General features: G+C 62.4%; 27 protein-coding genes and 1 pseudogene. 14 read left to right on the top strand and 14 right to left on the bottom strand.

All coding sequences use genetic code 11. The features are described 5' to 3' along the window. Positions 1-4: 4 nt before the first annotated feature. The 3 genes from tdh to AC1PUL_RS16650 all read right to left on the bottom strand — a co-directional run bounded on the left by tdh (position 5) and on the right by AC1PUL_RS16650 (position 2,881). Complete coding sequence (gene tdh, locus AC1PUL_RS16660; RefSeq protein WP_480465219.1) at positions 5-1,030, bottom strand: L-threonine 3-dehydrogenase; 1,026 nt, start codon at positions 1,028-1,030, stop codon at positions 5-7. A 2-nt stretch (positions 1,031-1,032) separates the two neighbouring features. Continuing rightward, complete coding sequence (locus AC1PUL_RS16655; protein ID WP_480465218.1) at positions 1,033-2,235, bottom strand: glycine C-acetyltransferase; 1,203 nt, start codon at positions 2,233-2,235, stop codon at positions 1,033-1,035. 82 nt (positions 2,236-2,317) lie between these two features. Next, positions 2,318-2,881, bottom strand: coding sequence for a helix-turn-helix domain-containing protein (locus AC1PUL_RS16650; RefSeq protein ID WP_480465217.1), 564 nt, complete (start codon positions 2,879-2,881; stop codon positions 2,318-2,320). Positions 2,882-3,003: 122 nt separating this feature from the next. On the opposite strand from AC1PUL_RS16650, the gene AC1PUL_RS16645 reads away from it, so the two are divergent. The 4 genes from AC1PUL_RS16645 to AC1PUL_RS16630 all read left to right on the top strand — a co-directional run bounded on the left by AC1PUL_RS16645 (position 3,004) and on the right by AC1PUL_RS16630 (position 5,789). Further along, positions 3,004-3,579 (top strand): helix-turn-helix domain-containing protein, encoded by a 576-nt coding sequence (locus AC1PUL_RS16645; protein ID WP_480468610.1) that lies wholly within the window; start codon positions 3,004-3,006, stop codon positions 3,577-3,579. A 28-nt stretch (positions 3,580-3,607) separates the two neighbouring features. Then, entirely contained in the window at positions 3,608-4,138 is a 531-nt protein-coding gene (locus tag AC1PUL_RS16640; RefSeq protein WP_480465216.1) for an N-acetyltransferase family protein, read from the top strand. A gap of 118 nt (positions 4,139-4,256) precedes the next feature. Further along, a complete protein-coding gene (locus tag AC1PUL_RS16635; RefSeq protein ID WP_480465215.1) occupies positions 4,257-4,625 on the top strand; it encodes a hypothetical protein in 369 nt (122 codons plus the stop codon). 135 nt (positions 4,626-4,760) lie between these two features. After that, positions 4,761-5,789, top strand: coding sequence for a histone deacetylase family protein (locus AC1PUL_RS16630; protein ID WP_480465214.1), 1,029 nt, complete (start codon positions 4,761-4,763; stop codon positions 5,787-5,789). 75 nt (positions 5,790-5,864) lie between these two features. Here the strand turns inward: AC1PUL_RS16630 and AC1PUL_RS16625 are convergent, their stop codons facing one another. Together AC1PUL_RS16625 and AC1PUL_RS16620 are read right to left on the bottom strand one after the other, a co-directional pair. Further along, the gene (locus AC1PUL_RS16625) at positions 5,865-6,962 is read right to left on the bottom strand and encodes a TRAP transporter substrate-binding protein (protein ID WP_480465213.1); all 1,098 of its coding nucleotides are present in this window, start codon (positions 6,960-6,962) and stop codon (positions 5,865-5,867) included. A 156-nt stretch (positions 6,963-7,118) separates the two neighbouring features. Continuing rightward, positions 7,119-7,589 (bottom strand): group III truncated hemoglobin, encoded by a 471-nt coding sequence (locus AC1PUL_RS16620; protein ID WP_480465212.1) that lies wholly within the window; start codon positions 7,587-7,589, stop codon positions 7,119-7,121. Between the two features lie 129 nt (positions 7,590-7,718). On the opposite strand from AC1PUL_RS16620, the gene mbfA reads away from it, so the two are divergent. Then, entirely contained in the window at positions 7,719-8,702 is a 984-nt protein-coding gene (gene mbfA, locus AC1PUL_RS16615; RefSeq protein ID WP_480465211.1) for an iron exporter MbfA, read from the top strand. A 25-nt stretch (positions 8,703-8,727) separates the two neighbouring features. On the opposite strand, the gene AC1PUL_RS16610 is transcribed toward mbfA, so the two are convergent. Together AC1PUL_RS16610 and AC1PUL_RS16605 are read right to left on the bottom strand one after the other, a co-directional pair. Further along, a complete protein-coding gene (locus AC1PUL_RS16610; RefSeq protein ID WP_480465210.1) occupies positions 8,728-9,126 on the bottom strand; it encodes a VOC family protein in 399 nt (132 codons plus the stop codon). A 22-nt stretch (positions 9,127-9,148) separates the two neighbouring features. Further along, positions 9,149-9,766 carry an RNA polymerase sigma factor gene (locus AC1PUL_RS16605; RefSeq protein ID WP_480465209.1) on the bottom strand — a complete coding sequence of 206 codons (618 nt, stop codon included), beginning with the start codon at positions 9,764-9,766 and terminating at the stop codon, positions 9,149-9,151. 141 nt (positions 9,767-9,907) lie between these two features. Here AC1PUL_RS16605 and AC1PUL_RS16600 point away from each other — a divergent pair, with 141 nt between their 5' ends. Beyond that, positions 9,908-11,080, top strand: a complete 1,173-nt coding sequence (locus tag AC1PUL_RS16600; protein ID WP_480465208.1) for an MFS transporter — start codon at positions 9,908-9,910, stop codon at positions 11,078-11,080. A gap of 10 nt (positions 11,081-11,090) precedes the next feature. Here the strand turns inward: AC1PUL_RS16600 and AC1PUL_RS16595 are convergent, their stop codons facing one another. Together AC1PUL_RS16595 and AC1PUL_RS16590 are read right to left on the bottom strand one after the other, a co-directional pair. Continuing rightward, positions 11,091-11,708, bottom strand: a complete 618-nt coding sequence (locus tag AC1PUL_RS16595) for a transglutaminase-like cysteine peptidase (protein WP_480465207.1) — start codon at positions 11,706-11,708, stop codon at positions 11,091-11,093. Positions 11,709-11,882: 174 nt separating this feature from the next. Beyond that, on the bottom strand, positions 11,883-12,677 hold the full coding sequence (locus AC1PUL_RS16590; protein ID WP_480465206.1) for an alpha/beta hydrolase: 795 nt from the start codon (positions 12,675-12,677) through the stop codon (positions 11,883-11,885). A gap of 178 nt (positions 12,678-12,855) precedes the next feature. Here AC1PUL_RS16590 and infC point away from each other — a divergent pair, with 178 nt between their 5' ends. The 6 genes and pseudogenes from infC (at position 12,856) to pheT (ending at position 18,282) form a co-directional block, all read left to right on the top strand. Next, a complete protein-coding gene (gene infC / locus AC1PUL_RS16585; protein ID WP_480468609.1) occupies positions 12,856-13,392 on the top strand; it encodes a translation initiation factor IF-3 in 537 nt (178 codons plus the stop codon). Positions 13,393-13,625: 233 nt separating this feature from the next. Next, on the top strand, positions 13,626-13,829 hold the full coding sequence (gene rpmI, locus AC1PUL_RS16580; protein ID WP_054151415.1) for a 50S ribosomal protein L35: 204 nt from the start codon (positions 13,626-13,628) through the stop codon (positions 13,827-13,829). A gap of 37 nt (positions 13,830-13,866) precedes the next feature. Next, positions 13,867-14,271: a 50S ribosomal protein L20 gene (gene rplT, locus AC1PUL_RS16575; RefSeq protein ID WP_480465205.1), complete on the top strand. Its 405-nt coding sequence runs from the start codon at positions 13,867-13,869 to the stop codon at positions 14,269-14,271. A gap of 125 nt (positions 14,272-14,396) precedes the next feature. Continuing rightward, complete coding sequence (gene pheS, locus AC1PUL_RS16570) at positions 14,397-15,482, top strand: phenylalanine--tRNA ligase subunit alpha (protein ID WP_480465204.1); 1,086 nt, start codon at positions 14,397-14,399, stop codon at positions 15,480-15,482. A gap of 88 nt (positions 15,483-15,570) precedes the next feature. Next, complete coding sequence (locus AC1PUL_RS16565; protein WP_480465203.1) at positions 15,571-15,861, top strand: DUF2442 domain-containing protein; 291 nt, start codon at positions 15,571-15,573, stop codon at positions 15,859-15,861. Further along, positions 15,858-18,282, top strand: a pseudogene (gene pheT / locus AC1PUL_RS16560) (phenylalanine--tRNA ligase subunit beta). Before AC1PUL_RS16565 ends, pheT begins: the two are co-directional and overlap by 4 nt. Positions 18,283-18,419: 137 nt before the next feature. Here pheT and AC1PUL_RS16555 read toward each other — a convergent pair. From AC1PUL_RS16555 to AC1PUL_RS16545, 3 genes are all read right to left on the bottom strand, one after another. After that, the gene (locus AC1PUL_RS16555; protein WP_166600004.1) at positions 18,420-18,566 is read right to left on the bottom strand and encodes a hypothetical protein; all 147 of its coding nucleotides are present in this window, start codon (positions 18,564-18,566) and stop codon (positions 18,420-18,422) included. Between the two features lie 152 nt (positions 18,567-18,718). Continuing rightward, positions 18,719-19,741 (bottom strand): ribosome small subunit-dependent GTPase A, encoded by a 1,023-nt coding sequence (rsgA, locus tag AC1PUL_RS16550; protein ID WP_480465202.1) that lies wholly within the window; start codon positions 19,739-19,741, stop codon positions 18,719-18,721. Positions 19,742-19,880: 139 nt separating this feature from the next. Then, the gene (locus AC1PUL_RS16545; RefSeq protein ID WP_480465201.1) at positions 19,881-20,795 is read right to left on the bottom strand and encodes a DMT family transporter; all 915 of its coding nucleotides are present in this window, start codon (positions 20,793-20,795) and stop codon (positions 19,881-19,883) included. A gap of 161 nt (positions 20,796-20,956) precedes the next feature. On the opposite strand from AC1PUL_RS16545, the gene AC1PUL_RS16540 reads away from it, so the two are divergent. Next, positions 20,957-21,820 carry a helix-turn-helix domain-containing protein gene (locus AC1PUL_RS16540; protein ID WP_480465200.1) on the top strand — a complete coding sequence of 288 codons (864 nt, stop codon included), beginning with the start codon at positions 20,957-20,959 and terminating at the stop codon, positions 21,818-21,820. Here the strand turns inward: AC1PUL_RS16540 and AC1PUL_RS16535 are convergent, their stop codons facing one another. Next, complete coding sequence (locus AC1PUL_RS16535) at positions 21,821-23,182, bottom strand: aminotransferase-like domain-containing protein (protein WP_480465199.1); 1,362 nt, start codon at positions 23,180-23,182, stop codon at positions 21,821-21,823. 161 nt (positions 23,183-23,343) lie between these two features. On the opposite strand from AC1PUL_RS16535, the gene AC1PUL_RS16530 reads away from it, so the two are divergent. Further along, the gene (locus tag AC1PUL_RS16530) at positions 23,344-24,204 is read left to right on the top strand and encodes a DMT family transporter (protein ID WP_480465198.1); all 861 of its coding nucleotides are present in this window, start codon (positions 23,344-23,346) and stop codon (positions 24,202-24,204) included. Positions 24,205-24,211: 7 nt separating this feature from the next. On the opposite strand, the gene AC1PUL_RS16525 is transcribed toward AC1PUL_RS16530, so the two are convergent. Next, positions 24,212-25,207 (bottom strand): aldo/keto reductase, encoded by a 996-nt coding sequence (locus tag AC1PUL_RS16525; RefSeq protein WP_480465197.1) that lies wholly within the window; start codon positions 25,205-25,207, stop codon positions 24,212-24,214. Positions 25,208-25,209: the final 2 nt, after the last annotated feature.

Here is a 25,209-nt window from a genome sequence, read left to right as displayed (position 1 = left end):
GGTATCAGGTCCAGTCGAGCACGATCTTGCTCGCCTTGCCGGCGCTAGCGAGCTCGAAAGCTTCAGCATAGTCATCCACCTTCATCCGGTGGGTGATGACCTTGCGGATGTCGAGCCCGCTTTCGAGCATGGCGAGCATCTTGTGCCAGGTGTCGAACATTTCGCGGCCATAGATGCCCTTCAGCGTCACCATGCGGAAGACGACCTTGGAGAGGTCGAAATGGAAGGGTCGGGCCGGCACGCCGAGAAGCGCGATGCGCCCGCCCATGACGAGATGGTCGATCATCTGGTCAAGCGCTGCCGGCGAGCCGCTCATCTCGAGGCCCACGTCAAAGCCTTCCTTCATCTTCAGCTTCGCCATCACGTCGCGCAGGTCTTCCTGCGCCACGTTGACCGGATGCACGTCGGCCACTTCAGCCGCCAGCGCCAGCCGCTCCGGATTGACGTCGGTGATGACCACATGACGCGCGCCGACATGGCGGGCAATCGCCGCCCCCATGATGCCGATCGGGCCGGCGCCGGTGATGATCACGTCTTCGCCGACAAGATCGAAGGCGAGCGCCGTATGCACCGCATTGCCCAGCGGATCGAGGATCGCGCCGATCTCGTCGTCGATCGTGTCCGGCAGCGGGATGATGTTGAAGGCGGGGATCTTGGCAAATTCGGCAAACGTGCCCTGCACGTTGACGCCGATGCCCTTCGTCTCGGGATCGAGATGATATTTGCCCGCCCGCGAAGCGCGGCTATTCATGCCGACGAGATGGCCCTCGCCGGAGACGCGCTGGCCGACGCTGAGATTGCGGACATTGGCGCCGACGGCGACAATCTCGCCGGCATATTCATGACCGGTGATCATCGGCACGGGGATCGTCTTCTGCGCCCACTCGTCCCATTTGTAGATGTGGACGTCGGTGCCGCAGATGCCGGTTTTGTTGATCTTCACCAGCACGTCGTCGGGCCCGATCTCCGGGACCGGAGCGTCGATCATCCAGATGCCGGTTTCGGGTTTCTGCTTGGAAAGCGCCTTCATGATCAGATCATCCCGATGGTCTTGCCGGCATCGATGAATGCGGCGATGGCGGTGTCGATATCGGTCTCGCTGAGCGCTGCCGACATCTGTGTGCGGATGCGGGCCTGGCCCTTGGGCACGACGGGGAAGAAGAAGCCGGCGACATAGACGCCTCGGGCATCGAGCTCGGCAGCAAGCTTTTGCGCCAGCACCGCGTCATGGGTCATGACCGGGATGATCGGCGTTTCGCCGGGAAGCAGCTCGAAGCCGGCCTCGGTCAGGCCCTGACGGAAGCGTTTGGTGTGGCCTGTGAGCCGGGCGCGCAGGTCGTCGGCGCTTTCGGCGATCTCGATTGCCTTCAGCGAACCGGCGGCAACGGCCGGCGCGAGGCTGTTGGAAAAGAGATAGGGCCGCGCACGCTGGCGTAAGAGATCGATCGCCGCCTTCGGCCCCGCGATGAAGCCGCCCATGGCGCCGCCCAGCGTCTTGCCGAAGGTGCCGGTGATGATGTCGACGCGGGTGCCGACACCGGTCAGTGTCGGCGTGCCCTTGCCCTTCGCGCCCAGATGGCCGGTGGCATGGCATTCGTCGATCATCACCATGGCGCCGTATTTTTCGGCGAGCGCGCAGATCTCCGGAAGCTTCGCGACATAGCCGTCCATCGAGAAGACGCCGTCGGTGACGATCAGCCGGAAGCGTGTGCCCTCGGCAATCGCCTTCTTCAGCTCGTCTTCCAGCGCATCCATGTCCGAATTGGCATAGCGGTAGCGCTTTGCCTTGGAGAGGCGCACGCCGTCGATGATCGAGGCGTGGTTCAGGCTGTCGGAAATGATCGCATCTTCCGGGCCGAGCAGCGTCTCGAAGATCCCGCCATTGGCATCGAAGCAGGCGGCAAACAGAATTGCGTCGTCCTTGTCGAGATAGCGGGCGATCGCCTGCTCGAGCTGGCGATGGATGTCCTGCGCGCCGCAGATGAAGCGCACCGAGGCCATGCCGAAGCCGTGGCTGTCGATCGCGGCCTTCGCGGCCTGTTCAATCTCGGGATGGTTGGCGAGACCGAGATAATTGTTGGCGCAGAGATTGATCATCTCGCGTGTGCCCCTGGCATCGCGAACCTGGATGCGGCCCGATTGCGGGCTGACGATTTCGCGTTCGCGTTTCAGAAGCCCGTCGGCTTCGATGCCCTTAAGAGTTTCGGTGATGTGGTCGAGAAAGCCGGTCTGCATGGGAAATCCCTCAATGCTGAATAATTCCAGCATATCGGAATCTTGCCCTGCGGCAATCGATATTTTGGAATTGCCTTTTCGCCTATCTGTGTAGCACGACCAGCAGGCCCTTGCCGATATCGGTTCCGGCATTGCGGATCGCATGTGGAACATCGGCGCGGTAGCGGGCGGTTTCGCCTGATCGGATCACTGTCGTGCTGCCGCCGCAGGAAATCTCGAAACCGTCGGTAAAGGCGGTGAAATGCTCGAAAGCGCCGATCGCATGCGGCTGGCTCACAAGCGCGCCGCCCGGATCCATTTCGAGCTCATACCATTCCGTCTGGCCGGCAAGGCGTGGCGAGCTCAGGATCTTCAGCCGGCAGGAGCCGTCGGCGCTGCGGATGACGGGTGTGTGCATGACCGAGGTCACCTCGATCTCCTCGCGTCCGGCAACCGACGTGCCGTTGCCGATGAGATCCGAGAGCTCGATTTCCATTGCCTGGGTGAGGCTCCACAGCACCGCGAAGGTCGGGTTGGCCTCGCCGCGCTCGATCTGGCTCAGCATCGACTTGGAAACACCCGACAGCGTGCCGAGCTGTTCGAGGGTCAGCTTGCGCGCCTTGCGCTCGCGCTTGATGGCCGGGCCGATCTCGGGAGTGTGCTGCATGGGGTCATGTCCTGCGGTTTGAACGGCGAAGGCCGACGCTTCCTTTTAAGCCGAGCCTGCGGGAATGCGGAAGAGGCAAGTGTATAGCGCTTGACTCCAATATCGGCGCATGAAATTCTCAGATAATGGAATCAACCGATCACTTCGAGAAACACGTCGCCGAACGTCTGAAGCGCCTGCGCCTTGAGCGCGGTCTGACGCTGGACCAGTTGGCGGAGCTCTCAGGCGTCAGCCGGGCGATGATTTCACGGATCGAGCGCAGGGAGGCAAGCCCCACGGCGGCTCTTCTGGCGCGGCTCTGCTCGGCGCTCGGCGTGTCGCTCTCGGTCTTCTTTGCAGGCAATCAAGCCGAGCCGTCGCCACTGGCACGACGCGCCGATCAGGCGGTTTGGCGCGATCCGGAAAGCGGTTATCTGCGCCGCGCCGTCTCGCCTCAGGGGACGGGCAGCGGCACCGATATCGTCGAGGTCGAATTTCCGGCCGGGGCCGAAGTGCGCTTTCCCGGCCGCCCCACGGGCCGCAGCCAGACTCAGCATGTCTGGGTCTTCGAAGGCGCAATCGAACTGATGGTCGGCGAGGCGGTACACCGGCTCGAAACCGGCGATTGCCTGTTCATGAATGTCGGCGACGTACACGGCTACAGGAACCCGACCGACCGTCCCGCCCGCTATGCCGTGGTGATTTCCCTCGGCCCCTGATTTTTCCCCCGTCTACAGGAACAGAGACATGTCCGATAACAAGACCGAAATCCGTGAGCTTTCAAAGGCAGACGCGCTCGCTGCTTTGTCGGACCTCTGCGAGACTTTATCCGATTGCGTCGAGGGCGGGGCTTCGCTCGGCTTCATGTCGCCTTTTACACCTGTCAATGGCGAGGCCTTCTGGCGGGGTGTGGCGGACGCCGTCGGGCGGGGCGAAGTGCTACTCTACGGCGCCTTTCTTGGTGACCGCCTCGTCGGCAGCGTCCAGGTCGGCTTTGCCTCCAAGCCCAATCAGCCGCATCGCGGCGATCTCATGAAGCTGCTGGTGCATCGTGACGCACGCGGGCTTGGCCTCTCAAAGACCCTGATGGCCGCCGCCGAAAGCGGCGCGGCGAAAGCCGGACGCTGGCTGCTTGTGCTCGATACCGCCGCTGGCGAGCTGGCGGAAGGCCTTTACGAAAAGCTCGGATGGCAGCGCTCCGGCATCATCCCGAACTATGCGCTTTTCCCCGACGGGCGGTATTGCGACACCGTCATCTTTTGGAAAACTGTGGCCTGAACGCATCGCGCGCAAGCTGCTGATATTCAGCCCAAAAAACGTCCGATCCGCTCCCTTTCCAGCGAGCGATCCATCTGCTTATCGTCCGAGCGTTTCGAAACCTGGGGGATGAAACGTGATGGCTGTGAAAGCAACCTTGAAATGGATGGCCGTGGGTCTGGCGATGGCAATCGCGGCGCCTGCCGTGGCGGCCGATGTAACCTTCGTGATGCGCAACGACCATCCGAATGCGGTGGAAGTCGAGCTTTATAGCCAGGACCGCGACCATGTCTGGCCGGGCAACAATGAAGTCTTCTATCTCGATGATGGCGAGACCAAGCAGATCCCGCTGTCCTGCGAGGAAGGCGAGACGATCTGCTATGGCGCCTGGATTTCAGGCGATAAGCAGAGCTACTGGGGTGTTGGCCCTGACAATGCTCAGAATTGCGAAAACTGCTGCTATACCTGCACCGGTGGCGAGACCGAGCAGATCAATCTGACCGAGTAATATCGGATCGGCGGGGGCCGAGGGGCAGGGGCGGTTTTCTGGTCGAATGATCAGGAAATCGCCCCTTTGCACTTGTGGCGCCGCCTGTTGCAAGGCTAGTTTTCCCTGCAAAAGAACCAGAGGGAAAACGAGGCAATGCGCGTATTCTATTCCGAAAAGCACAAGCTCCGGGATGCCAAGACCGAGCTTCATGGCGGGCTTCTGGTGAAGCCCTTCGAGGGGCCTTTCCGCGCCGAATGGGTGCTGGCGGGCGTCAGGGAGGCCGGCTTCACCGATGTGCGTGCGCCGGCAGAACACGGGCTTGAAACGGCGCTCAAGGTGCATGATGCGGGCTATCTCGAATTCCTGCGCACCTGCTGGGATCGCTGGCAGGCGCATGGCTTCGAGGGTGAGGCGATCGCCACCTCTTTCCCCTGCCGCCGCAGCCAGACTGGGCGCGTGCCGAAGAATATCGATGGCGCCGTCGGCTACTACACAAATTCAGCAGAGACCTCGATTTCCAAGGGCACCTATGAGGCGGCGATCGCCTCGATGGATGTCGCCCTCTCGGGTGCGGACTGGCTGAACGAGGGCAACCGCTTCGCCTTTTCGCTCTGCCGCCCGCCCGGCCACCATGCCGGCATCGATCTCTTCGGCGGCTACTGCTTCATCAACAACGCCGCCGTCGCCGCCCAGCGGCTCATCGACCATGGCGCGAAGAAGGTCGCGATCCTCGATGTCGACTTCCACCATGGCAACGGCACCCAGGACATCACCTATCGTCGCGGCGACATCTTCTTCGCCTCCCTGCATGGCGAGCCGGAAGACGCCTTCCCCTTCTTCCTCGGCTATGCCGACGAGACGGGCGAGGGCGACGGCGAGGGCCTGAACGCCAATTATCCGATGCCCTCGGGCACGCCCTTCGAGATCTGGTCGGCGGCGCTGGAAGACAGTCTGAAGAAGATCAAGGCCTATGGTGCCGAAGCCATCGTCGTCTCGCTCGGCGTCGATACCTTCGAGAAGGACCCGATCAGCTTCTTCAAGCTGAAGAGCCCGGACTATATCCGCATGGGCGAGATGATCGCAGCCAGCGGCGTGCCGGTGCTGACGCTGATGGAAGGCGGCTACGGCGTGCCCGAAATCGGGCTGAATGTCGCCAATGTCTTGAAGGGGCTGGAGGGCTGAGTCGGCTCCACAGGTCAGGACACGAAGAGGCCCGGCATGTCCGGGCCTCTTGTCATTTCGGATGAAGGCTTAGGCTCAGAGCGTGCCCTGGCGCTGCTGGATCATCTGGTAGGTATCGAAGCTGTACTCGGCGATCTGCGCCCAGAGATAGGCGTCCTGCTTGAAGGCCCGCTGGCTGTCATAGAGCTTCTTGAACCACTCGTTCTTCGCCGAGAGATCCGCATAGGTCTCTTTCGCTGCCTTGTGGCAGGTGTCGAGAATATCCGAGGAAAAGGCGCGCAGCTGCGCACCGCCGGCAACGAGTTCGCGCAGAGCCTGGGCGTTCGAAGCGTCGTAGCGGGCCAGCATGCGGGCGTTCGCCGCAGCGCAGGCATCCGTCAGGATGCGCTTGTAGCTTTCCGGCAGCGCGTTGAACTTTTCGAGGTTGAAGAAGGCATGCACGGTCGGGCCGCCCTCCCACCAGGCCGGATAGTAGTAATAGGGCGCGACCTTGTAGAAGCCTAGCTGCAGATCGTCATAGGGGCCGACGAATTCGGTGGCGTCGATGGCGCCCTTTTCGAGCGCCGGGTAGACGTCCGAACCGGCGATTTGCTGCGGCGTGACGCCAACCTTGGTCATGATTTCCCCGGCAAGACCGGCAATCCGCATCTTCAACCCCTTGAGGTCGTCGATCGTCTTGATCTCCTTGCGATACCAGCCGCCCATCTGGGCGCCGGTATTGCCGGCCGGAAGGGCGTAGAGCTTGTAGGGGGCGAGAAACTCGTTGAGCAGTTCATTGCCGCCGCCGGCGGTGAACCAGGCATTGGTCATGCGGGCATTGAGGCCGAAGGGAATGGCCGTTCCAAGCGCGAAAGCCGGATCCTTGCCGATATAATAGTAGCAGCAGGTATGGGCCATCTCGACGGTGTTGTCTGCAACGCCATCGGCAACTTCCAGCGGCGGCAGGATTTCGCCGGCAGCGAAGACCTGGATTTCGAACTGCCCGCCGGTCGCCTTCGTCACGCTCTCGGCAATGTCGGTCGCGGCCCCATAGATGATGTCCAGGCTCTTCGGGAAGGACGAGGCGAGGCGCCAGGTGATCTTCGGGTTCTCCTGGGCGATGGCGGGGGCGGCGAGTGTTGCGGCACCGATGCCGGCGACGCTGGCCTGCTTGAAGAATTGACGGCGGTTCATGATCTCTAGCCTCTGATTAACGCAGTCCTCCAGCTCCCGGCGCCGGTCTAGTCGGACAAGTCAGGCAGGGCAAGGGCAAAAGCTCAGGAAGTTGTCGGATGACCCGACCAAATTTGCGTTTTGTTTCAAGAGCGGATGGTTCCGCGCAAGAAACCGTCAGGAGGAGCTGCGCATCTTCGGGTCGTCGAGCGCCGGATTGTAGAAGAGAGAGAGCACAAGGCTTTTGGCGATCCGTTCGGCACTCGCCATGAACCAGCCATGCGCCGCCTCCGAGGCGCCAATCTCCACCAGCGTGTCGGAGAAGAGCTGTAGCCATTGCAAGAAGAGGCCTTCCGCCATGCCATCGACGCCTTGATGCGCCATGACCGGTTTGCCGCCATAGGCGCCGGTTTTGAAGGCGACGGAGCTCCAGAAGGCCTTCATCTTGACCATATGTTCCGGCCACCGACCGGCAAGGCGACCCTCGAAAACAGGACCAAGCTCCGCATGCTCGCGGATATTGCCATAGAATGTGTCGACGAGCCGGTCGATGAAGGCGGCATCGACGCCCATGCCCGCCATTTCGGTCTGCGCCCGGGCGATGATCTCGGCGCGGTGGGCCGCACGGCCCGATAGCTCGCTGGTCATTATGTCGTCTCGCTTCCTGGCTGTCGCAATGCTGATGCACCCTGCCATGCAAATGGTTCATGCCGCATCTTGATCCCGATCGCAATCGGCGCTAAGTTTAGAATAATTCTAATCTAGGTGATGTCAGTCATGTTCAGCCTCATGCGCAACGGCGGCAAGCGCCCCTTCGACAGTCTCTCGGAACAGGAGATCCTGGGGCTCGCCATCTCTTCCGAAGAGGACGACGCCCGCATCTATCTCGCCTATGCCGATCAGCTGCGTGCGGACTTTCCCCAGTCGGCCAAGGTTTTCGAGGATATGGCCGAGGTCGAGCATACCCATCGCAACCTGCTGATCGAGCGGCATCGCGAGCGCTTCGGTGAGCGCATCCCGCTGGTCCGGCGCGAACATGTGCGTGGCTTCTACGAGCGCAAGCCGGACTGGCTGAGGAAGAACCTGACGCTCGACCAGATCCGCGACGAGGCGATGCGCATGGAGGAAGGCGCCTACCGCTTCTATCACGAGGCGGCGCAGCGGACCTCGGATGCGGCGACCCGCAAGCTTCTCGGCGATCTCGCCATGGCCGAACAGGGGCATGAGCAAATCGCCACCATGCTTGGCGAAAAGCACCTCCCCGAAGATGCGGTGACAGCGGAAGACGAGACAAAGAAGCGGCAGTTCGTGCTGACCTATGTGCAGCCGGGCCTGGCCGGCCTGATGGACGGCTCGGTCTCGACGCTCGCCCCGATCTTTGCGGCTGCCTTCGCGACCGGCGATACCTGGTCGACCTTCCTGATCGGTCTGTCGGCCTCGGTCGGTGCCGGTATCTCGATGGGCTTCACCGAGGCCGCCCATGACGACGGCAAGCTTTCTGGCCGCGGTTCGCCGCTGAAGCGTGGCCTTGCCTCCGGCATCATGACCACGGTCGGCGGCCTGGGCCATGCGCTTCCCTATCTCATTCCGCATTTCTGGACCGCGACGATCACCGCCATCGTCATCGTCTTCTTCGAGCTCTGGGCGATTGCCTTCATCCAGAACCGCTACATGGAGACGCCCTTCTGGCGCGCCGCCATGCAGGTGGTGCTCGGCGGCTCGCTGGTGCTCGCCGCCGGGGTGCTGATCGGGCAGGGGTAAAGAGGCCCCTGGCGGGCGGTCGGCCTCAGGTCATGGCTTTCAGCTGCCTTGGCATGTCCGCCGTCTGATACATCGACAGAGTATGCCCGTCGGGGTCGGCAAATTCTGCCGACCAGCCGCCAGGCGAATGGCTGACGGGTGTCACGATCGTGACGCCCTGTTCGGCAAGACCTTCGACCATGTCGTCGATGCCTCCATCTTCGAGGTCGAAGACGACGATCGGCGAGTTGCCCGGCTTCGACTCGACCTGGAAGAACAGGAAATCGATCCCGTTCGCCGTCGAGGCGATCAGCCAGTCCGGCTCTCCCGGTTCGTTTTCCATCCGCTGCAGCGGCAGGCCAAGGGTCTCGCCGTAGAAGCGGGCGGTCCGTTCGATATCGATGACAAAATAGCAGATATTGTTGAGCTTCTTGGTTTTCAGCATGGAGAACTCCCGTGTTGGAACGCTAACGCCTTGTTGTTGCCGCCAACCGCAATTTCGTGAGGTCGTGGCCGAAACAAATGAGGTGACCGTCCGGGTCGTGGGTCGCGAGCCGTGCGCCGAGGCGCAAGACCAGCGGACGCAGCGATCGCCGGATCGCGCCGAAGGATAGCTGCAGCGAGAGGCGTTCGGGTGCCGCACCGGACAGTTCGGCGGCCCGCAGGCGCTTGCGGATCTCGCAGATCCGCTGCCGCAGGGCCACCTCGCTCACCGACAGGAGATGCCGGATCTCACCATGGGTCTGGCCGTCGACGGCCAGCAGAAACGTTGTGCGCAGCGCAGGCGGCAGCAGTTCCACCTGGCGGGCGAAATCGTTTGGCGCCACAGGCTCGCTCGCCGTCGGCTGCTGGGAGAGAAAGACGCTCTCGCGCTGTCGTCGACGCACGGTCGAACGGGCGATGAAGGTGCTCCGATGGCGCAATACGCCCCGCATCCAGCGCATGTTTTCGGGTTGCGAAAGATCGGCTCGTCCTGCGGCGAGCGCCGCGACGAAGGCATCCTGCAGGAGATCCTCTGCCTCTTCCGCGCGTCGGGTATGGCGTCTCGCTTCGTTGAGAAGCTGTTTGAACTGTCTGCTCTGCACCTGTCCCCCGCCCCCATCCTGCCGGAAGGTGGCAGACAGCGGTGACGGCGACAAGCGCGCTGTTTTCAGATTGGCGATTTTGGTCGATTGCGCCAAGATGACAGTCACATACCTGCAATCATCCGTCGTTATGGCGCATCCATGAAAGCCTCTCCCGCGACCATCGGTCTGGGCGTCACCATGACCATCGGTTACGGGACGCTCTATTACTCCTTCTCTGTTCTGGCCCCCGAGATCGCCCGCGAATTCGGCTGGGGGCAGAGCTTTGTCTTCGGGGTCTTCTCCTTCGGCCTGCTGGCGGGCGCCGTGGCGGCGCCGGTGCTCGGACGATTTGTCGATCGATACGGCGCGCGGCTGATCCTGTGCCTCGGCTCGATTGCCGCAGCGCTGATGCTGTCGCTCTTTGCCGTGATGCAGAATGCCTGGCAGTTTGCCGTCATCACGCTTCTTGCCGAGTTCATCGCGCTCGCGGTTCAATATGATGCGGGCTTTGCCGCACTTGCCCAGGCGCATGGCCGTGAGGCGCGGGCCCATATCACGCTGGTGACGCTGATCGCCGGCTTTGCCTCGACGATCTTCTGGCCGCTGTTGCAATGGCTGCTGACCTGGATGACCTGGCGCGACATCTATCTGGTGCTTGCGGCCATGAACCTGCTGATTGCGCTGCCGATACACCTGGCCCTCCCGCGCGCGCGGGTCAGCGAGCCGGAACCGGCATCTCGCTCGCTTGATGCCGCCATAGAAACACCTCTCGACGGTGAGCGCAAACGCCGGATGTTTCTGATGGCGACCGCCTTCTCGGCTGGAGGCTTTGTCATTTCGGCTGTTGGAGCGACCCTGCTCGTCCTGATGCAGGATCTCGGTTATGCCACGGCGATGGCAACGCTCGCCGGCAGCCTGATCGGGCCAAGCCAGGTGGCGGCACGCCTGATCGAATATGTCAGGCGCAACCTGTTTTCCCCGCCGCTCACCGCAATTATTGCCGCCTTGGCCATGACCTGCGGCCTCTTACTGCTCTCTGGTGCCCTGCTCAGGCCGATTGCAGGATTTGCCATCGCCTTCGCGGTCTTTTACGGGGCAGGGCAGGGATTGACCTCCATCGTGCGCGGCGTTCTCCCGCTGCACTATTTTGGCTCTGCTGGTTATGGCCGGACCATGGGAACGCTTGCCTCAGCGCGGATCATTGCCTCCGCGATCGCACCGGTATCGGTGATCTGGCTGAGCGAAACATTCGGACCTTCGGCAGGGCTCGGCGCTCTGCTCGTGGCATCCGGGCTCGCAGTTGTCGCCACGCTGGCGCTGATCCGCCGATAGGGCGGTGGGATTACTGGAGCGCGCCGACCAGGACGTCGGATGTGCCGTTCTCGATGGTCACCCAACGGCCGCTGTCTGTGGACGACTGACGCTTCAGGAAAGCGTAGCGCGTTTCCGTCCAGAGCTTCACCTCGTCGTTGAGGTTGTCGAGCACGAAGTCGCCCGACTGGGTGCGCACCGTCAGCACCGCATGCCCCTCGCCATCCGGCTTGCGCACGACGGTGATCAGCAGATCCGCTGCGGCAAAACCTGCCTGCATCAGCTTCTTGCGCTTCAGGAGCACGAAGTCTTCGCAATCACCGAGATCGACCGGATAGACCCAGACTTCCTCGCGGCCATAGATCTCGGCATCCGTCATCGGCACGATGGCGTGGTTGACGCTGGCATTGATGTCACGAATGACGCTCCAGCCATGATCGGTGACCTTGGGCGGCGTCGAGGGGCGGGCTCGAAGGCTGCACTCGTCGGGCTGCACCTTGCAGAATTCATAGTGGCCGATCGGCTGCGACGTCACCCCGCCGGTGACCATCGATCGCATGGCCTGGGGCGCCGAGAAACCCGCATGGGCAGGTGCAAGCACCGCCGCTGCAATCATCAGCGCCTTAATCGCGCGCAAGCCGTTCGTCATGAAACGTCCCCTGTATCCTTAACAAAACGTTAAGATTGCAGGAGGACGCGAGTCAACGGCGCGAGAGGGAACCAGCCGCGCAATTCATCCGGTATGGTTAAAATGCGACAGTCCGAACAACCGAATGGAGAAACGGTTCCCAAGAAATCATGAGATATGAAAAGACCGAAATACTCAGATCATTGAGAGAATGGCATTTTTCATCTTTGCGATGTCCTCGGGACGGGACAACCGATGATCGCCGTCACGAATCAGCGTCAGCACAACATCATCCAGCGGCAGGAATTCCATGAGTTTCAGCGCGTGCTGATATGGCACATCCGGGTCCTTCATGCCCTGCAGGATATGCACGGGGCAGCCCGTCTCGATGAGACCAGTCAGCACCCGGTTCTGATTGCCGTCTTCCATGAGATCGCGGGTGAAGATGTTGGGCTCCGGACTGTATTCGGACGGTTCTTCGAAATAGCCGCGCTCGGCAAGAGACTGCCGCTCGGCGTCGGTCAGGCAGGGTTCGATCAGTTCGGAGGTGAAATCGGGTGCGGGCGCAATCAGCACGAGGCCTTCCACCGTGAACGGGAGCTCCAGGCGTCTTGCCTCCTGGATCACCCTGAGCGCAATCCAGCCGCCCATCGAGGAGCCGATCAAGACGACTTTCCTGACGCCGGAGGATGTGATGACAGCCAGGGCCTCTTCGGTCCAGCGCGAGATGGTGCCCTTCCTGAAGTCTCCGCCGGAAACGCCATGGCCGGAATAATCGAAACGGATCGCGCTCAGCCCCTGCTCTGCCGCAAGCGCATCCATTTCGATGGCCTTGGTGCCCGCCATGTCGGACCTGTAGCCGCCGAGCCAGACGAGGGCCGGCCGTTCCGGGGTCGTGCCGAGGCGGGTGATGACGGCGATGTCGCGCGCTGCTTCACCGGAGCCGACGGTGAGTGTCGTCTGTGTGAGAATGTTGGCTGTTTCGGTCATCGCGTGCTCCTTTTGTCGAATGGCTGTAAAACACATCCGGGAAGTGAGCGACAACAGGTGATTTTCTTTCGCAAGCATGCTATTGACACTGCCGTCGCAGATATCACATAGCCCTTTCACGCGGATGCGCGCGGGTTTACGCTGCGACATCCCGAAATGATTTGAGGAGAATACGACCATTCGCAGACCGTTCAAGACCGATGCCCCCGTGAAGGATGGGCCGCGCTCCAACCGTGAAATCCGCATTCCTAAAGTACAGCTGATCAACGAAGAGGGTCAGAACCTCGGCATCGTGCCGACGGATCAGGCGCTTCGTATGGCAGAAGAAGCTGGGCTAGATCTGGTCGAGATTTCGCCGAATGCCGAGCCTCCGGTCTGCAAGATCCTCGATCTCGGCAAGCTGAAATACGCCAACCAGAAGAAGGCGGCCGAAGCGCGCAAGAAGCAGAAGATCGTCGAGGTCAAGGAAATCAAGATGCGCCCGAACATCGACACCCATGACTATGAGGTGAAGATGAAGGCGATGAACCGCTTCTTCGAAGAGGGCGACAAGGTCAAAGTGACCTTGAAGTTCCGTGGCCGCGAAATGGCCCACCAGGAACTCGGCATGAAGCTCCTGCTTCAGGTCAAGGAAGACACTGTCGGCATTGCCAAGGTCGAAGCCGAGCCGAAGCTCGAGGGACGCCAGATGATGATGGTGCTCGCTCCGAAGTGAGCCTTGCGGCATGACCGACCGAATGAAGCCGCCGCAAGGGCGGCTTTTTTCATGGTTTGACCAAGCCGGATCGCTGGCGGCGAAGAATCCCGCCGCCACCCGTTGCGCTTTTTTAGGTCTGCGGTTATAAGCGCGCGTCCGAACGGTCCGGCAGGGCATGCCGTGGCCGTTCTTTATGCTTGAAAACGGGCATTCGTCTGCCTGTTTCGATACAAGAACAATGGAGTAGCAAAATGCCCAAGATGAAGACGAAGTCTGCCGCCAAAAAGCGGTTCAAGATCACGGCGACCGGCAAGGTTCTCGCCGCTGCTGCTGGCAAGCGCCACGGCATGATCAAGCGTTCCAACAAGTTCATTCGCGATGCCCGCGGCACGATGGTTCTGGCTGAACCGGATGGCAAGAAGGTCATCAAGAACTACCTGCCGAACGGTCTCTGAGACCCGATCGCTGTTGGACAATTAAGGAGATCATGACATGGCACGCGTAAAACGTGGCGTAACTTCCCGCGCCAAGCACAACAAGGTATTCAAGCAGGCCAAGGGCTTCTACGGCCGCCGCAAGAACACGATCCGCGCAGCAAAGGCTGCCGTTGATCGTTCCAAGCAGTTTGCTTACCGCGACCGCAAGAACAACAAGCGCAACTTCCGCGCTCTGTGGATCCAGCGTATCAACGCTGCTGTCCGCGAATTCGGCCTGAGCTACGGCCGCTTCATCGACGGCCTGAACAAGGCTGGCATCGAAGTCGACCGTAAGGTCCTCTCCGACCTCGCCATCCATGAGCCGGCTGCTTTCGCGAAGCTCGTAGAGGCTTCGAAGAAGGCTCTTGCCTACCTCAAGGACGCAGGCACCACCAATGAGTTTGAAAGCGTGGTTAAGTAAGCCAGCGCTTCCCGACTGAAATTCAAGTATTGGGAAACCCGCGCTGGTAGGGCTGGCGCGGGTTTTTCTTTGACCGTTAGGCTGTGACGGTATCACAGCGCGACAAAAGGGCAGGAAACGGAAATATGTCCGATCTCGACAGTTTGAAGACGCAGCTTCTCGCTGATATCGCCGCCGCAGGCGACGAGCAGGCGATCGAGGCTGTGCGCGTGGCGGCCCTCGGCAAGAAGGGGTCCATCTCGGAGCTCCTGAAGACGCTCGGCACGATGACGCCGGAAGAGCGCCAGACTCGCGGTGCCGCGATCAATGCGCTGAAAAACGAGATCACCGAGGAAATCGGAACCCGCAAGACGGCGCTGAAGGACGCGGCGATCAATGCGCGGCTGAAGGCCGAGACGCTGGATGTGTCGCTCCCCGTGCGCTCCTCGCCGGCCGAACGCGGCCGTATCCATCCGATCAGCCAGATCGTCGACGAGATCACCGCGATCTTCGCCGACATGGGCTTCTCGATCGCCGAAGGTCCTGACATCGAGACCGACTATTATAACTTCACGGCTCTGAACTTCCCCGAGGGACATCCGGCCCGCGAGATGCACGACACCTTCTTCCTCCAGCCGGATGAGAATGGTGAGCGCAAGGTGCTGCGCACCCATACGTCTCCTGTTCAGGTGCGCACCATGGAGGCCCAGAAGCCGCCGATCCGCATCGTCATCCCGGGCAAGACCTATCGTCAGGACAGCGACGCCACCCATTCGCCGATGTTCCATCAGGTCGAGGGCCTCGTCATCGACAAGACGGCGAATGTCGGCCACATGCGCTGGATCCTGGAAGAATTCTGCAAGGCCTTCTTCGAGGTCGACAGCGTCACCATGCGCTTCCGCCCGTCCTTCTTCCCGTTTACCGAGCCGAGCTTCGAGGTCGATATCCAGTGTGATCGTTCCTCGGGCCCGATCGTCAAGTTCGGCGAGGGCAAGGACTGGATGGAAATCCTCGGCTGCGGCATGGTTCACCCGAATGTGCTGCGCGCCGGTGGTCTCGATCCGGACGAGTACCAGGGCTTCGCCTGGGGCATGGGCCTCGACCGCATCGCCATGTTGAAATACGGCATGCCTGATCTCCGCGACTTCTTTAACGCAGATGTCCGCTGGATGAGCCACTACGGCTTCCGCCCGCTCGACGTGCCGACCCTGTTTGGTGGTTTGAGCAGCTGATCGGCAAGTGACCGCCCCGGCAGCCCCGGGGCGGTTTGACGGACGGGCGGCAGGGCCGCCGGTCCGGGTGAATGAAGGCAAATGCGACGTGATTGAACATCTCGACAACATGCGCCCGGTCGATCTGCTTTGCGATGACGATCTGCTGCATGTGGAACTGACGGACGGTCGTATCGTCAGTGTCCCGGTCTGGTGGTACCCGCCCCTGCAGGAGGCGCTGCCGGTGGAGCGGAACAATGTGGAATTCATGCCGTCGAGCATTCACTGGCCCGACATCGATCTCGATGTGACGGTGGTCAGCATGCTCCTCGGAAGACAAGCGTCAGGCGCGCGACCGCTGGACGCTTCGGGCAAGATGCGGATGGGAACGAGACAATGAAATTCACACTCTCCTGGCTGAAGGATCACCTGGAAACCGACGCTTCGCTCGAGCAAATCTGCGAGCGGCTGACCGCCATCGGCCTTGAGGTCGAGGACGTCGACGACAAGGCAGCTTACAAGCCCTTCGTCATCGCCAAGATCCTCACGGCCGAGAAGCATCCGGAGGCCGATCGCCTGAAGGTCCTCACCGTCGATGCCGGCGACGGCAAGCCGGTCCAGATCGTCTGCGGCGCGCCGAATGCCCGCGCCGGCATGGTCGGCGCACTTGCGCGTCCGGGCACCTATGTTCCCGGCATCGATGTGACGCTGGCGGTCGGCAAGATCCGCGGTGTCGAAAGCCATGGCATGATGTGCTCCGAAAAGGAGCTCGAACATTTCCGAAGATCACAACGGCATCATCGACCTGCCCGAGGATGCGCCTGTTGGCGCCTCGTTTGCATCTTACGCCGGCCTCGACGATCCGGTCATCGAGATCAACCTGACGCCGAACCGTCCGGACTGCACGAGCGTCTTCGGCATCGCGCGGGATCTGGCCGCTTCCGGTCTTGGCACGCTCAAGACCCCGAAGGCGCCCGCCTTCAAGGTCGAAGGCGAGACTCCGCATCAGGTGAAGCTCGAGCTCGAAGAGCATCTCTGCCCGGGCTTTGCCTATCGCCTTGTGCGCGGTGTGAAGAACGGTCCGAGCCCGAAGTGGATGCAGCAGCGTCTGCTGTCGATCGGCCTGCGTCCGATCTCGGCGCTGGTCGACGTCACCAACTACATGACCTTCGACCAGGGCCGTCCGATGCATGTCTTCGACGCCGATAAGGTCAAGGGGACGCTGGTCGTCCGTCGGGCGAAGGAGGGCGAAGAGATCCTCGCGCTCGATACGCGCACCTATAAACTGAACCCGAACAATGTCGTCATCGCTGACGACAATGGCCCGGAATCCATCGGCGGCATCATGGGCGGCGAGCATTCGGGCTGCGACGAGAACACCGTGAATGTCCTGATCGAATCCGCGCTCTGGGACCCGATCAACATCGCCAAGACCGGCCGCGCCCATGGCATCATCACCGATGCACGCTATCGCTTCGAGCGTGGCGTCGACCCGGAATACATGATCCCGGGACTGGAGCGCACGACCGAGCTGGTACTCGAGATGTGTGGTGGCACGGCAGCAGTAGCCAAGGTCGAGGGCTATAAGGGTCATCAGAAAAAGGTGGTCGATTTCCCCTATTCGGAAGTCAAGCGCCTGACGGGTCTGACCGTTTCCAACGAGGAATCGCGCCAGATCCTGACCGCCCTCGGCTTCGAGATCCTGTCGGGCGACGAGACCTCAGCCAAGGTCTCCGTCCCCTCCTGGCGTCCTGATGTCGACGGCAAGGCCGATCTCGTCGAAGAGGTCATGCGCATGCAAGGCGTCGACAAGATCAAGCCTGAGCCGCTGCCGCCGACCGGTTCGGTCAATGGCAAGATCCTGACCACGCTGCAGATCCGCACGCGCTCGGCCCGCCGGGCGCTTGCCTCGCGCGGCATGCTGGAAGCCGTCACCTGGTCCTTCATCTCGGCTGAGCATGCCAAGCTCTTCGGCGGTGGCAGCGAGAAGCTGAAGCTGGTCAATCCGATTGCAGCTGACATGTCGGACATGCGGCCCTCGCTTCTGCCGGGCCTGCTGACAGCGGCCCAGCGCAATGCCGACCGTGGCTTTGGCGATTTGGCGATCTTCGAAGTCTCCGGCACCTATGAAGGCGACATGCCCGAGACCCAGCGCCGTGTTGCCGGTGGCGTGCGCCGTGGCACGGCCTCGATTGCCGGTGCTGGCCGCATGTGGTCGAATGGGGCCAAGGGCGGCGGCAAGCCGGTCGATGTTTTCGACGCCAAGGCTGATGCGCTCGCCGTGCTCGAAGCCTGCGGCATTCCGATGAGCAATGTCCAGATCGAGCAGGGTGGCCCTGAATGGTATCACCCAGGCCGGTCCGGCACGATCAAGGCCGGCCCTAAGGTCATCCTCGGCACCTTCGGTGAATTCCACCCGAAGACGCTGGAAGCGCTCGACGTGTCCGGCACGCTGTGCGGCTTCGAAATCTATGTCGATGCTCTGCCGGAGCCGAAGAAGAAGGCGACCCGCACCAAGCCGGCGCTCGAGCTCTCGGCCTTCCAGATGGTAAAGCGCGACTTCGCCTTCGTCGTCGAAAAGGCGGTTGAAGCCGATGCGATCATCAAGGCGGCGACAAGCGCCGACCGCAAGCTGATCTCGGGCGTCAATGTCTTCGATATCTTCGAAGGCGCATCCGTCGGCGAGGGCAAGAAGTCGGTGGCGATCGAGGTCCTGATCCAGCCGACCGACAAGACCCTGACCGACGAGGATTTCGATGCGCTGACGAAGAAGATCGTCGGCAATGTTGAAAAGTCCACGGGCGGAACGCTGCGCGCCTGACCTTACTGGCGAGCGGACCTGGTCCGCTTGCGATGAGACAAAGAAAAAGCCCTTTCCCTGCATGTCAGGGAAAGGGCTTGTTGATGTGTACCCGATGGTCATGGACCGTCGGGAAGGTCAGGCCTCGTCATCGTGCCTCAGAGGCTGACGCGACGGCCTTCCTTGTCGGCCGACTTGCGGTCGTCGCCGTGCTTGGCAAGGATCGCCTTGGCGTCTTCGACCGAGATGCGGTGCTTCTTGGCAAAGGGAATGGGCTCATAGCCCTTGGTATTGTCGTCTGCCATGCTGGTCTCCAATTCTGGAAATGCCCCGGCAGGATGCCGGAGCCTGGAATGTCGCGGTAAACGGGGAAGAAAAGCTCGCATGTGGCGAGCGGATGCGACGCGTGCGAAGGGCGTCGCTGATATCCCTTATGTGGGGATAAGAGACCGAAAGCTCAATACTTCTTCTTGCGCAGCGTCTTGTTGCCCTTCGGCCCGGAATAAACGGGCGTGCGGTCGCGGTTTTCCGCCTGCAATTGCCGCCACCGCTCAAGACGGGCAGGCTCGAGCGTGCCGTCCTTGATTGCCGCTTGCACGGCGCAACCCTTTTCGTGCGAATGGCTGCAATCGCGAAACTTGCAATGCGGCACAAGCTCGGTGATTTCGGCAAACAGCGTGTCGATACCGTCAGTGATGTCGCTGACATAGAGCGTGCGTATGCCGGGCGTATCGATCACCCAGCCGCCACTCGCCATGGAATGCAGGGAGCGCGCTGTCGTCGTGTGTCGACCCTTGGCATCATGTTCGCGGATCGCGCCGGTCTTCTGAGCCGTTTCAGTGCCGTGACCGGCGAGCGTATTCACCAGCGTCGATTTACCCACACCAGACGAGCCGACCAGCGCGACGGTCTGGCCGGGGCCGCACCAGGGCATCAGGGGATCGACAGCTTCCGGCGAGCGGGCGTTGACGATGACGACGGGAAGATCGCGCTGTAGGCCTTGTGCCTCATCTGCGTAGACGGAGGCATTGTCGACCGTATCGGCCTTGGTCAGCACGATGACAGGCCGCGTACCCGCCTCGTTTGCCATGACCAGATAGCGTTCCAGCCGGGCGGCGTTGAAATCCGCATTGCAGGAGGTGACGATGAACAGCGTGTCGATATTGGCGGCGGCAAGCTGCTGACCGAAGGCGCCTTCCGTGCGACGCTGCAGGACGGTCTGTCGATCCAGGCGACGCACGAGCAGACCGGTATAGGGTGCGGCGAGAACCCAGTCGCCCACGGCAAAATCCGCCGTGTTGCTGTTGGGCGGAAGCTCGATCTCCGCGGGGCCCGTCGCATCGATCGCCTCCAAACGGTCGCGATGCACCGAGGAGATGCGGCGTACCAGGAGCTCGGCCTCCTCGGCCGTCACCTGCTCGGCGAAGAAAGCGCTGAAGCCGAGCCGGGCAAGGGCGGCGGTATCGTTGAGGCCGGTCAAGGGCGGATCACCGGGGTGAGACGTAAAGCCATGGGCACTTTCAGCGTTGCGATCGGATACTCGTGCTTCTCATAGCGCAGAAACGCTTCGCTGACGCGCGAAATCGACCGCGCCGTCCGTCGCAGTTGCCGGAATGCGATCAGGCCTTGAGATCCGCCGGCTCGACAGCGGGTAGGGGCTGGCGGCGCGGCAGCCGCGCAAACATGACCGCATTGCCGGCGAGCGTCAGTGCAAGACCCACCATCGCGAGCGGCGTGAAGTGATAGCCCTCGTAGAGGCTCGACAGCGTCAGCGCGACGACCGGGAAGAGCACCGTGGCATAGGCGGCCTTCTGCGAGCCGATGCGCGAGACCAGCATCAGATAGGTGGTGAAGCCAACGACCGAGCCGATGACCGAGAGATAGACGAGGGCGGCGAGATAGGTCTGGTTTGGCGGCAGCACGATCGGCGTGCCGGTGATGCCGATCAGGGCAAGAAGCGCGATCGAGCCGTAGCTCATGCCCCAGGCATTGGCGGTGACGGGCGCAATGCCTTCCGCGCTGTTGCGGCGGGATGCCATGTTGCCGAAGGAAAAGAACAGCGTGCCGAGCGCCGAAAGCCCGATGCCTTTCCAGCTGTCCGGATTGACGGCGATGAAGATCTCAGGGCCGAAAAGCAGCGCAAGCCCGGTGGCGCCGAGACCGGCTGCGACCAGCGTGCGTGGCTTGATCACATCACCGAAGAAGAGCCGGGCATTGACGGCGTTGTAGACCGTGGCGAGCGAGAAGACGACGGAGATCAGGCCCGAGGGGACATAGCTTGCCGCGTGATAGAAGCAGAGGAAGTTGCAGCAGAAGAGCGACAGCGCCTGGACGAGGATGAAAGGTTGCTGCTTCAGCGTCGGCACTTTCAGGCGACCTGTGAGCGCCAGCACGCCGACCAGCACGAGGGCGGCAAGGGCGAAGCGATAGAAGACCGAGACCAGCACGGGCACCGGCCCGATCTGCAGCGCGATCGCAATCCAGGTCGTGCCCCAGATCAGCACGGTCGAGGAGAAGAGAAGGAGATTGGTCATGGGATATGCCTCGCTTTCGAAAGGCAGGTAACGCCTGAGATGACCCATGTTCTTGCACGATCTTGCGGTGTTCTTGGCCAAGGCGACCACGCTTGTCCGATTGGTGATGGCGCAGCGCGGGAAGCGCGCTAGTATGCGAGGCGATCTCTTGAAGGCCACCCATGCTGCACACCGCCACCGTTTTCGGCTCCCTGTCCGCCTCGTCCCGTGCCGAGCGTGGGGAAACCCTCGACCTTGGCGAGGGGCGGGCCAGTGCGATCTGGCGCAACAGCCATGACCGCATGCGCTACGAGCGGACCGACGGACATACCTTCAGCTGTTACCTGCGCGGCGGCGACGGCACGCGGCGGATCGATGCCGGCAGCATCGCCGGCTGGCCGGGCGCGCTCTGCATCATGCCGCAGGGGGCCTCGTCGGAATGGGAGATCACCGACAACTTCGAATTCGTGCATCTCTATGTCGCCGACGACGAGCTGCGCCGCCTCTTTGCCGAGGCCTTCGATCGGGACGCGCGGCTGATGCTTCTGCCCGAAGCGACTTTCGACGAGGCGCCACGATTGGCAGAGGCGCTGGCGCATCTGGCCACTGCCACGCAAAGCGACAACCGGCTGCTCGCCGAACAGGCGATCGTGTCGGCGGTCGAACAGCTTTTTGCCGACCCGCGTTACGGCGGCGAGCGGCGTCCGGTGCTGCGCGGCGGTCTGGCGCCCGTCCTGCGGCGGCGCCTCGTCGAGCATATCGAGGCGAACCTCGACCAGACGATCTCGCTCAAGGATCTGGCGAAGCTGGCTGACTTGAGCGAATTCCATCTGCAGCGGATGTTTCGGCAAAGCTGCGGCGTCTCCCCGCATGACTTCATTCTCAACCGCCGCATCGAGCGCGCCCGGCGCATGCTTGACGGCACTGACCCGATTGCCCAGATCGCCATGGCTTGCGGTTTCAGCAGCCAGAGCCATCTGACGCGGATGTTCAAGGCGGTGACCGGCACGACGCCGTCGGCCTATCGCCGGGCTGTCAGCGGCTGATTATCCCATGGCCTTCAGCGTCCGTTCCAGTACCCGAAACGGGCGTGCATTGCCCATATGCGCGACGTTGAAGCGCATGAAGCTGTCTGCCGAGAGCGAGGGGCTGAAGACATTGCCGGGCGCCAGCACCACGCCCTGGGGCAAGGCGCCCTGGGCGAGTGCGGTGGAACTCACGCCATCGGGCATCCGACACCAGAGATAGGGGCCGCCACGGGGCATGAGAACCGGCGCGATGCCGAGGTCGCCGAGACGGGTTGCCGTCGCGCGCCGCTCGGTGTCGAGGCGGCGATGCAGCTGATCGAGATGTTTGCGATAGCCGCCGCTTGCGAGCACGCCGTGGATCGCCTCGGTCGCGACCTGGCTCGGTCCGCCGAACTGGATCGCAACCTGCAGGTCGGTCAAGAGACGGATGCGCTCGGGATCGGCCGCGATGAAGCCGGTGCGCAGCGAGGCGGAAATGGTCTTGGAAAAACTGCCGATGCGGATGACCCGGGAAAGCCCGTCGAGCGTGGCGAGCGTGATTGCCGGCTCCGGCTCGAAGTCCGCGAATATGTCGTCCTCCACGACCAGCATATCCGCACGCGCGATGATGCCGAGCAGTTGGAAGGCGATCTGCGGCGAGAGCGTCGCGCCGGTCGGATTGTGCAGGCCGGAATTGGTGAGATAGAGGCGTGGCGCCTCGCGTGTCACGGCGGCTTCGAAGGCAGCAATGTCGGGGCCGTTTTCCGTATAGGGCACGGGGATTGCGACCGCCTGATGGGCCCGCAGCAGCGTCTGGAAATTGAAGTAGCAGGGATCATCGACGATGACGCGGTCGCCGGGACGGAGCAGCAGTCGGCAGACGAGATCGAGCGCCTGGGTGGCAGAACCCGCAAGCAGGACCTGATCCTCGGACAGCGTGATCGACTGCTGACGCAGCCGCGTTTCGACGAAACGCCGGAGGCCAGCGCTGCCGCGCGAGGGACCGTAATCGGTGGTGAGGCTGGTCGCCTGGCGCAGTACATTGCGCATGCCGGCATGCAGGAGGGCCGTCGGCATCCAGTCCGGCGGCAGCCAGCCACAGCCGGGCTTCGATGTGCCGGGATCGGCGTCGAGCGCCTGGCGTGCCACCCAGAAGGGATCGACTTCCGGCGCCCGGGGTGGCTCCAGCCGGACGAGGGGTGCCGGCGTACGACCGGCCTCCGTGACGAAGAAGCCCGAACCGGGGCGCGGGCGGATCAGCCCTTCGGCAGACAGCCGGTCATAGGCTTCGACGACGGTGGAGGGCGACACCGAAAGCTCCGCAGCCAGCCGACGGATCGAGGGCAGCCGGTCATTGGGCACGAGCTGGCCCGCGCCGATGCGCCCGCGAATATCGGCCATGACTTGCGCCGTCCTTGAGGTCGGCAGTTCCGGTGGTTGAACGCGCTCGTTCATCTGTATGGCCTTTGTTAGCAGTACGGTTTGGCAAGATTGTATCGCTCCGTCTCTGGATGCGCCAGCCCCTCCGCGCGACAAGGGCGGACAGACAAATGGAGACGAGAATGGCGATTTCTTGGAAAGCCTGGGCCAGCGGTTTCATCGGCGTGCTGATCTTCAGTGGCTCGCTGCCGGCAACGCGGGTCGGATTGGCCGATTTTGCCCCGCTCTTTTTGACCTCGGCGCGGGCCGTGATCGCGGCGGGGCTGGGCGCTGTGCTTCTTGTCGCGCTCAGGGAAAAGCGCCCTTTGCGCAGCGATCTCTTGCCGCTCGCCGTCGTGGCCCTCGGCGTCGTTGTCGGCTTTCCCCTGCTAACGGCGCTGGCGCTGCAGAGCATCACCTCGGCGCAGTCGATCGTGTTTATTGGTCTGCTGCCGCTCTGCACGGCGCTGTTCGGCGTGTTGCGCGCCGGCGAGCGCCCATCTGCCGTGTTCTGGATGTTTTCCGTAACAGGGGCGGCACTCGTTGCGGGCTTTGCGCTGTCGACGACGGCGGACATGGCGGTGCAAGGTGCGGTGCTGATGATCGCCGCCGTCCTCGCCTGTGGCCTGGGGTATGCCGAAGGCGCGTGCCTGTCGCGGCGGCTGGGCGGCTGGCAGGTGATCAGCTGGGCGCTGGTTCTCTCGCTGCCGGTGATGCTGCCGCTCGCGCTTTGGACCTTGCCGGAGGATCTTGGCGCCGTTTCGACATCCGGCTGGTTGGCCCTCGCTTACGTCTCGCTGTTCAGCATGATGATCGGCTTCATCTTCTGGTATCGTGGCCTGGCGCTGGGCGGCATTGCCTCGGTCGGTCAGCTACAGCTGCTGCAGCCCTTTCTCGGCTTCGTTCTGGCGGCAGGGCTGCTGCATGAGAAGGTGAGCTTTCCCATGCTGGCGACAGCCCTGCTCGTGGTGCTCTGCGTGGCGGGCAGCCGGCGCTTTGCGTGAGGGTGTCTTAGCGTCCTGACATCTTGGCCATCGCCTCGCCATAGCGGGCGCCGGCCACCTTGTCGGGCGAGACGACCGAGGACAACGCGGCGAGATCCTCCGATGAAAGCGCGATCCCTACAGCATCGATATTGCTATCGAGATTGGCGATCTTCGTTGTACCGGGGATCGGCACGATGAAATCGCCCTGGGCGAGGACCCAGGCGAGCGCAAGCTGACCGGGGGTAACGCCCTTTTGGGTAGCCATCTCTTGAAGCGCCGTGACCAGCGCCAGATTGGCGTCGAAATTCTCCTGATCGAAGCGCGGCAGGCCCCGGCGGAAATCGTCCTTGCCGAGCTTGGAGAGGTCCTTGAGGGCTCCGGTCAGCATGCCGCGACCAAGCGGCGAGAAGGGCACGAAGCCGATGCCGAGCTCACGGCAGGTCTCGAGCACGCCATTGGTTTCGGGATCGCGGGTCCAGAGGGAATATTCGCTCTGGATGGCGGAGATCGGATGCACGGCATGGGCCCGGCGCAGCGTGGCGGCACTTGCCTCCGAGAGGCCCAGCGCCTTGACCTTGCCCTCTTTCACGAGCTCGGCCATCGCGCCGACGGTCTCCTCGATCGCAACATCAGGGTCGACGCGGTGTTGGTAGAGCAGGTCGATGACCTCGACGCCCAGCCGTTTTAGGGAGGCCTCGGCGACGGCGCGCAGATGTTCGGGCCGGCTGTCGAGGCCCGAGGGTCGCGCGGCCTTCGCCTCGTCGCCCACGGTGAAGCCGAATTTGGTAGCGATCACCACCTTGTCGCGATGCTGCTTCAGGCCCTTGCCGACAAGGATCTCGTTGGTAAAGGGACCATAGACCTCCGCCGTATCGAAGAAGGTCACGCCACGTTCGACCGCATGGTCGAACAGCTTCTGCGCCGTCGCTTCGTCGATATTGGTGCCATAGGCATGGCTCATGCCCATGCAACCGAGGCCAATGGCCGATGTGGTGAGGGTGCCGAGTTTGCGGGTCTTCATGA

The sequence above is a fragment of the Rhizobium sp. P43 genome, from assembly GCF_056730705.1.
This window is presented reverse-complemented; position numbering and strand designations above follow the sequence as displayed.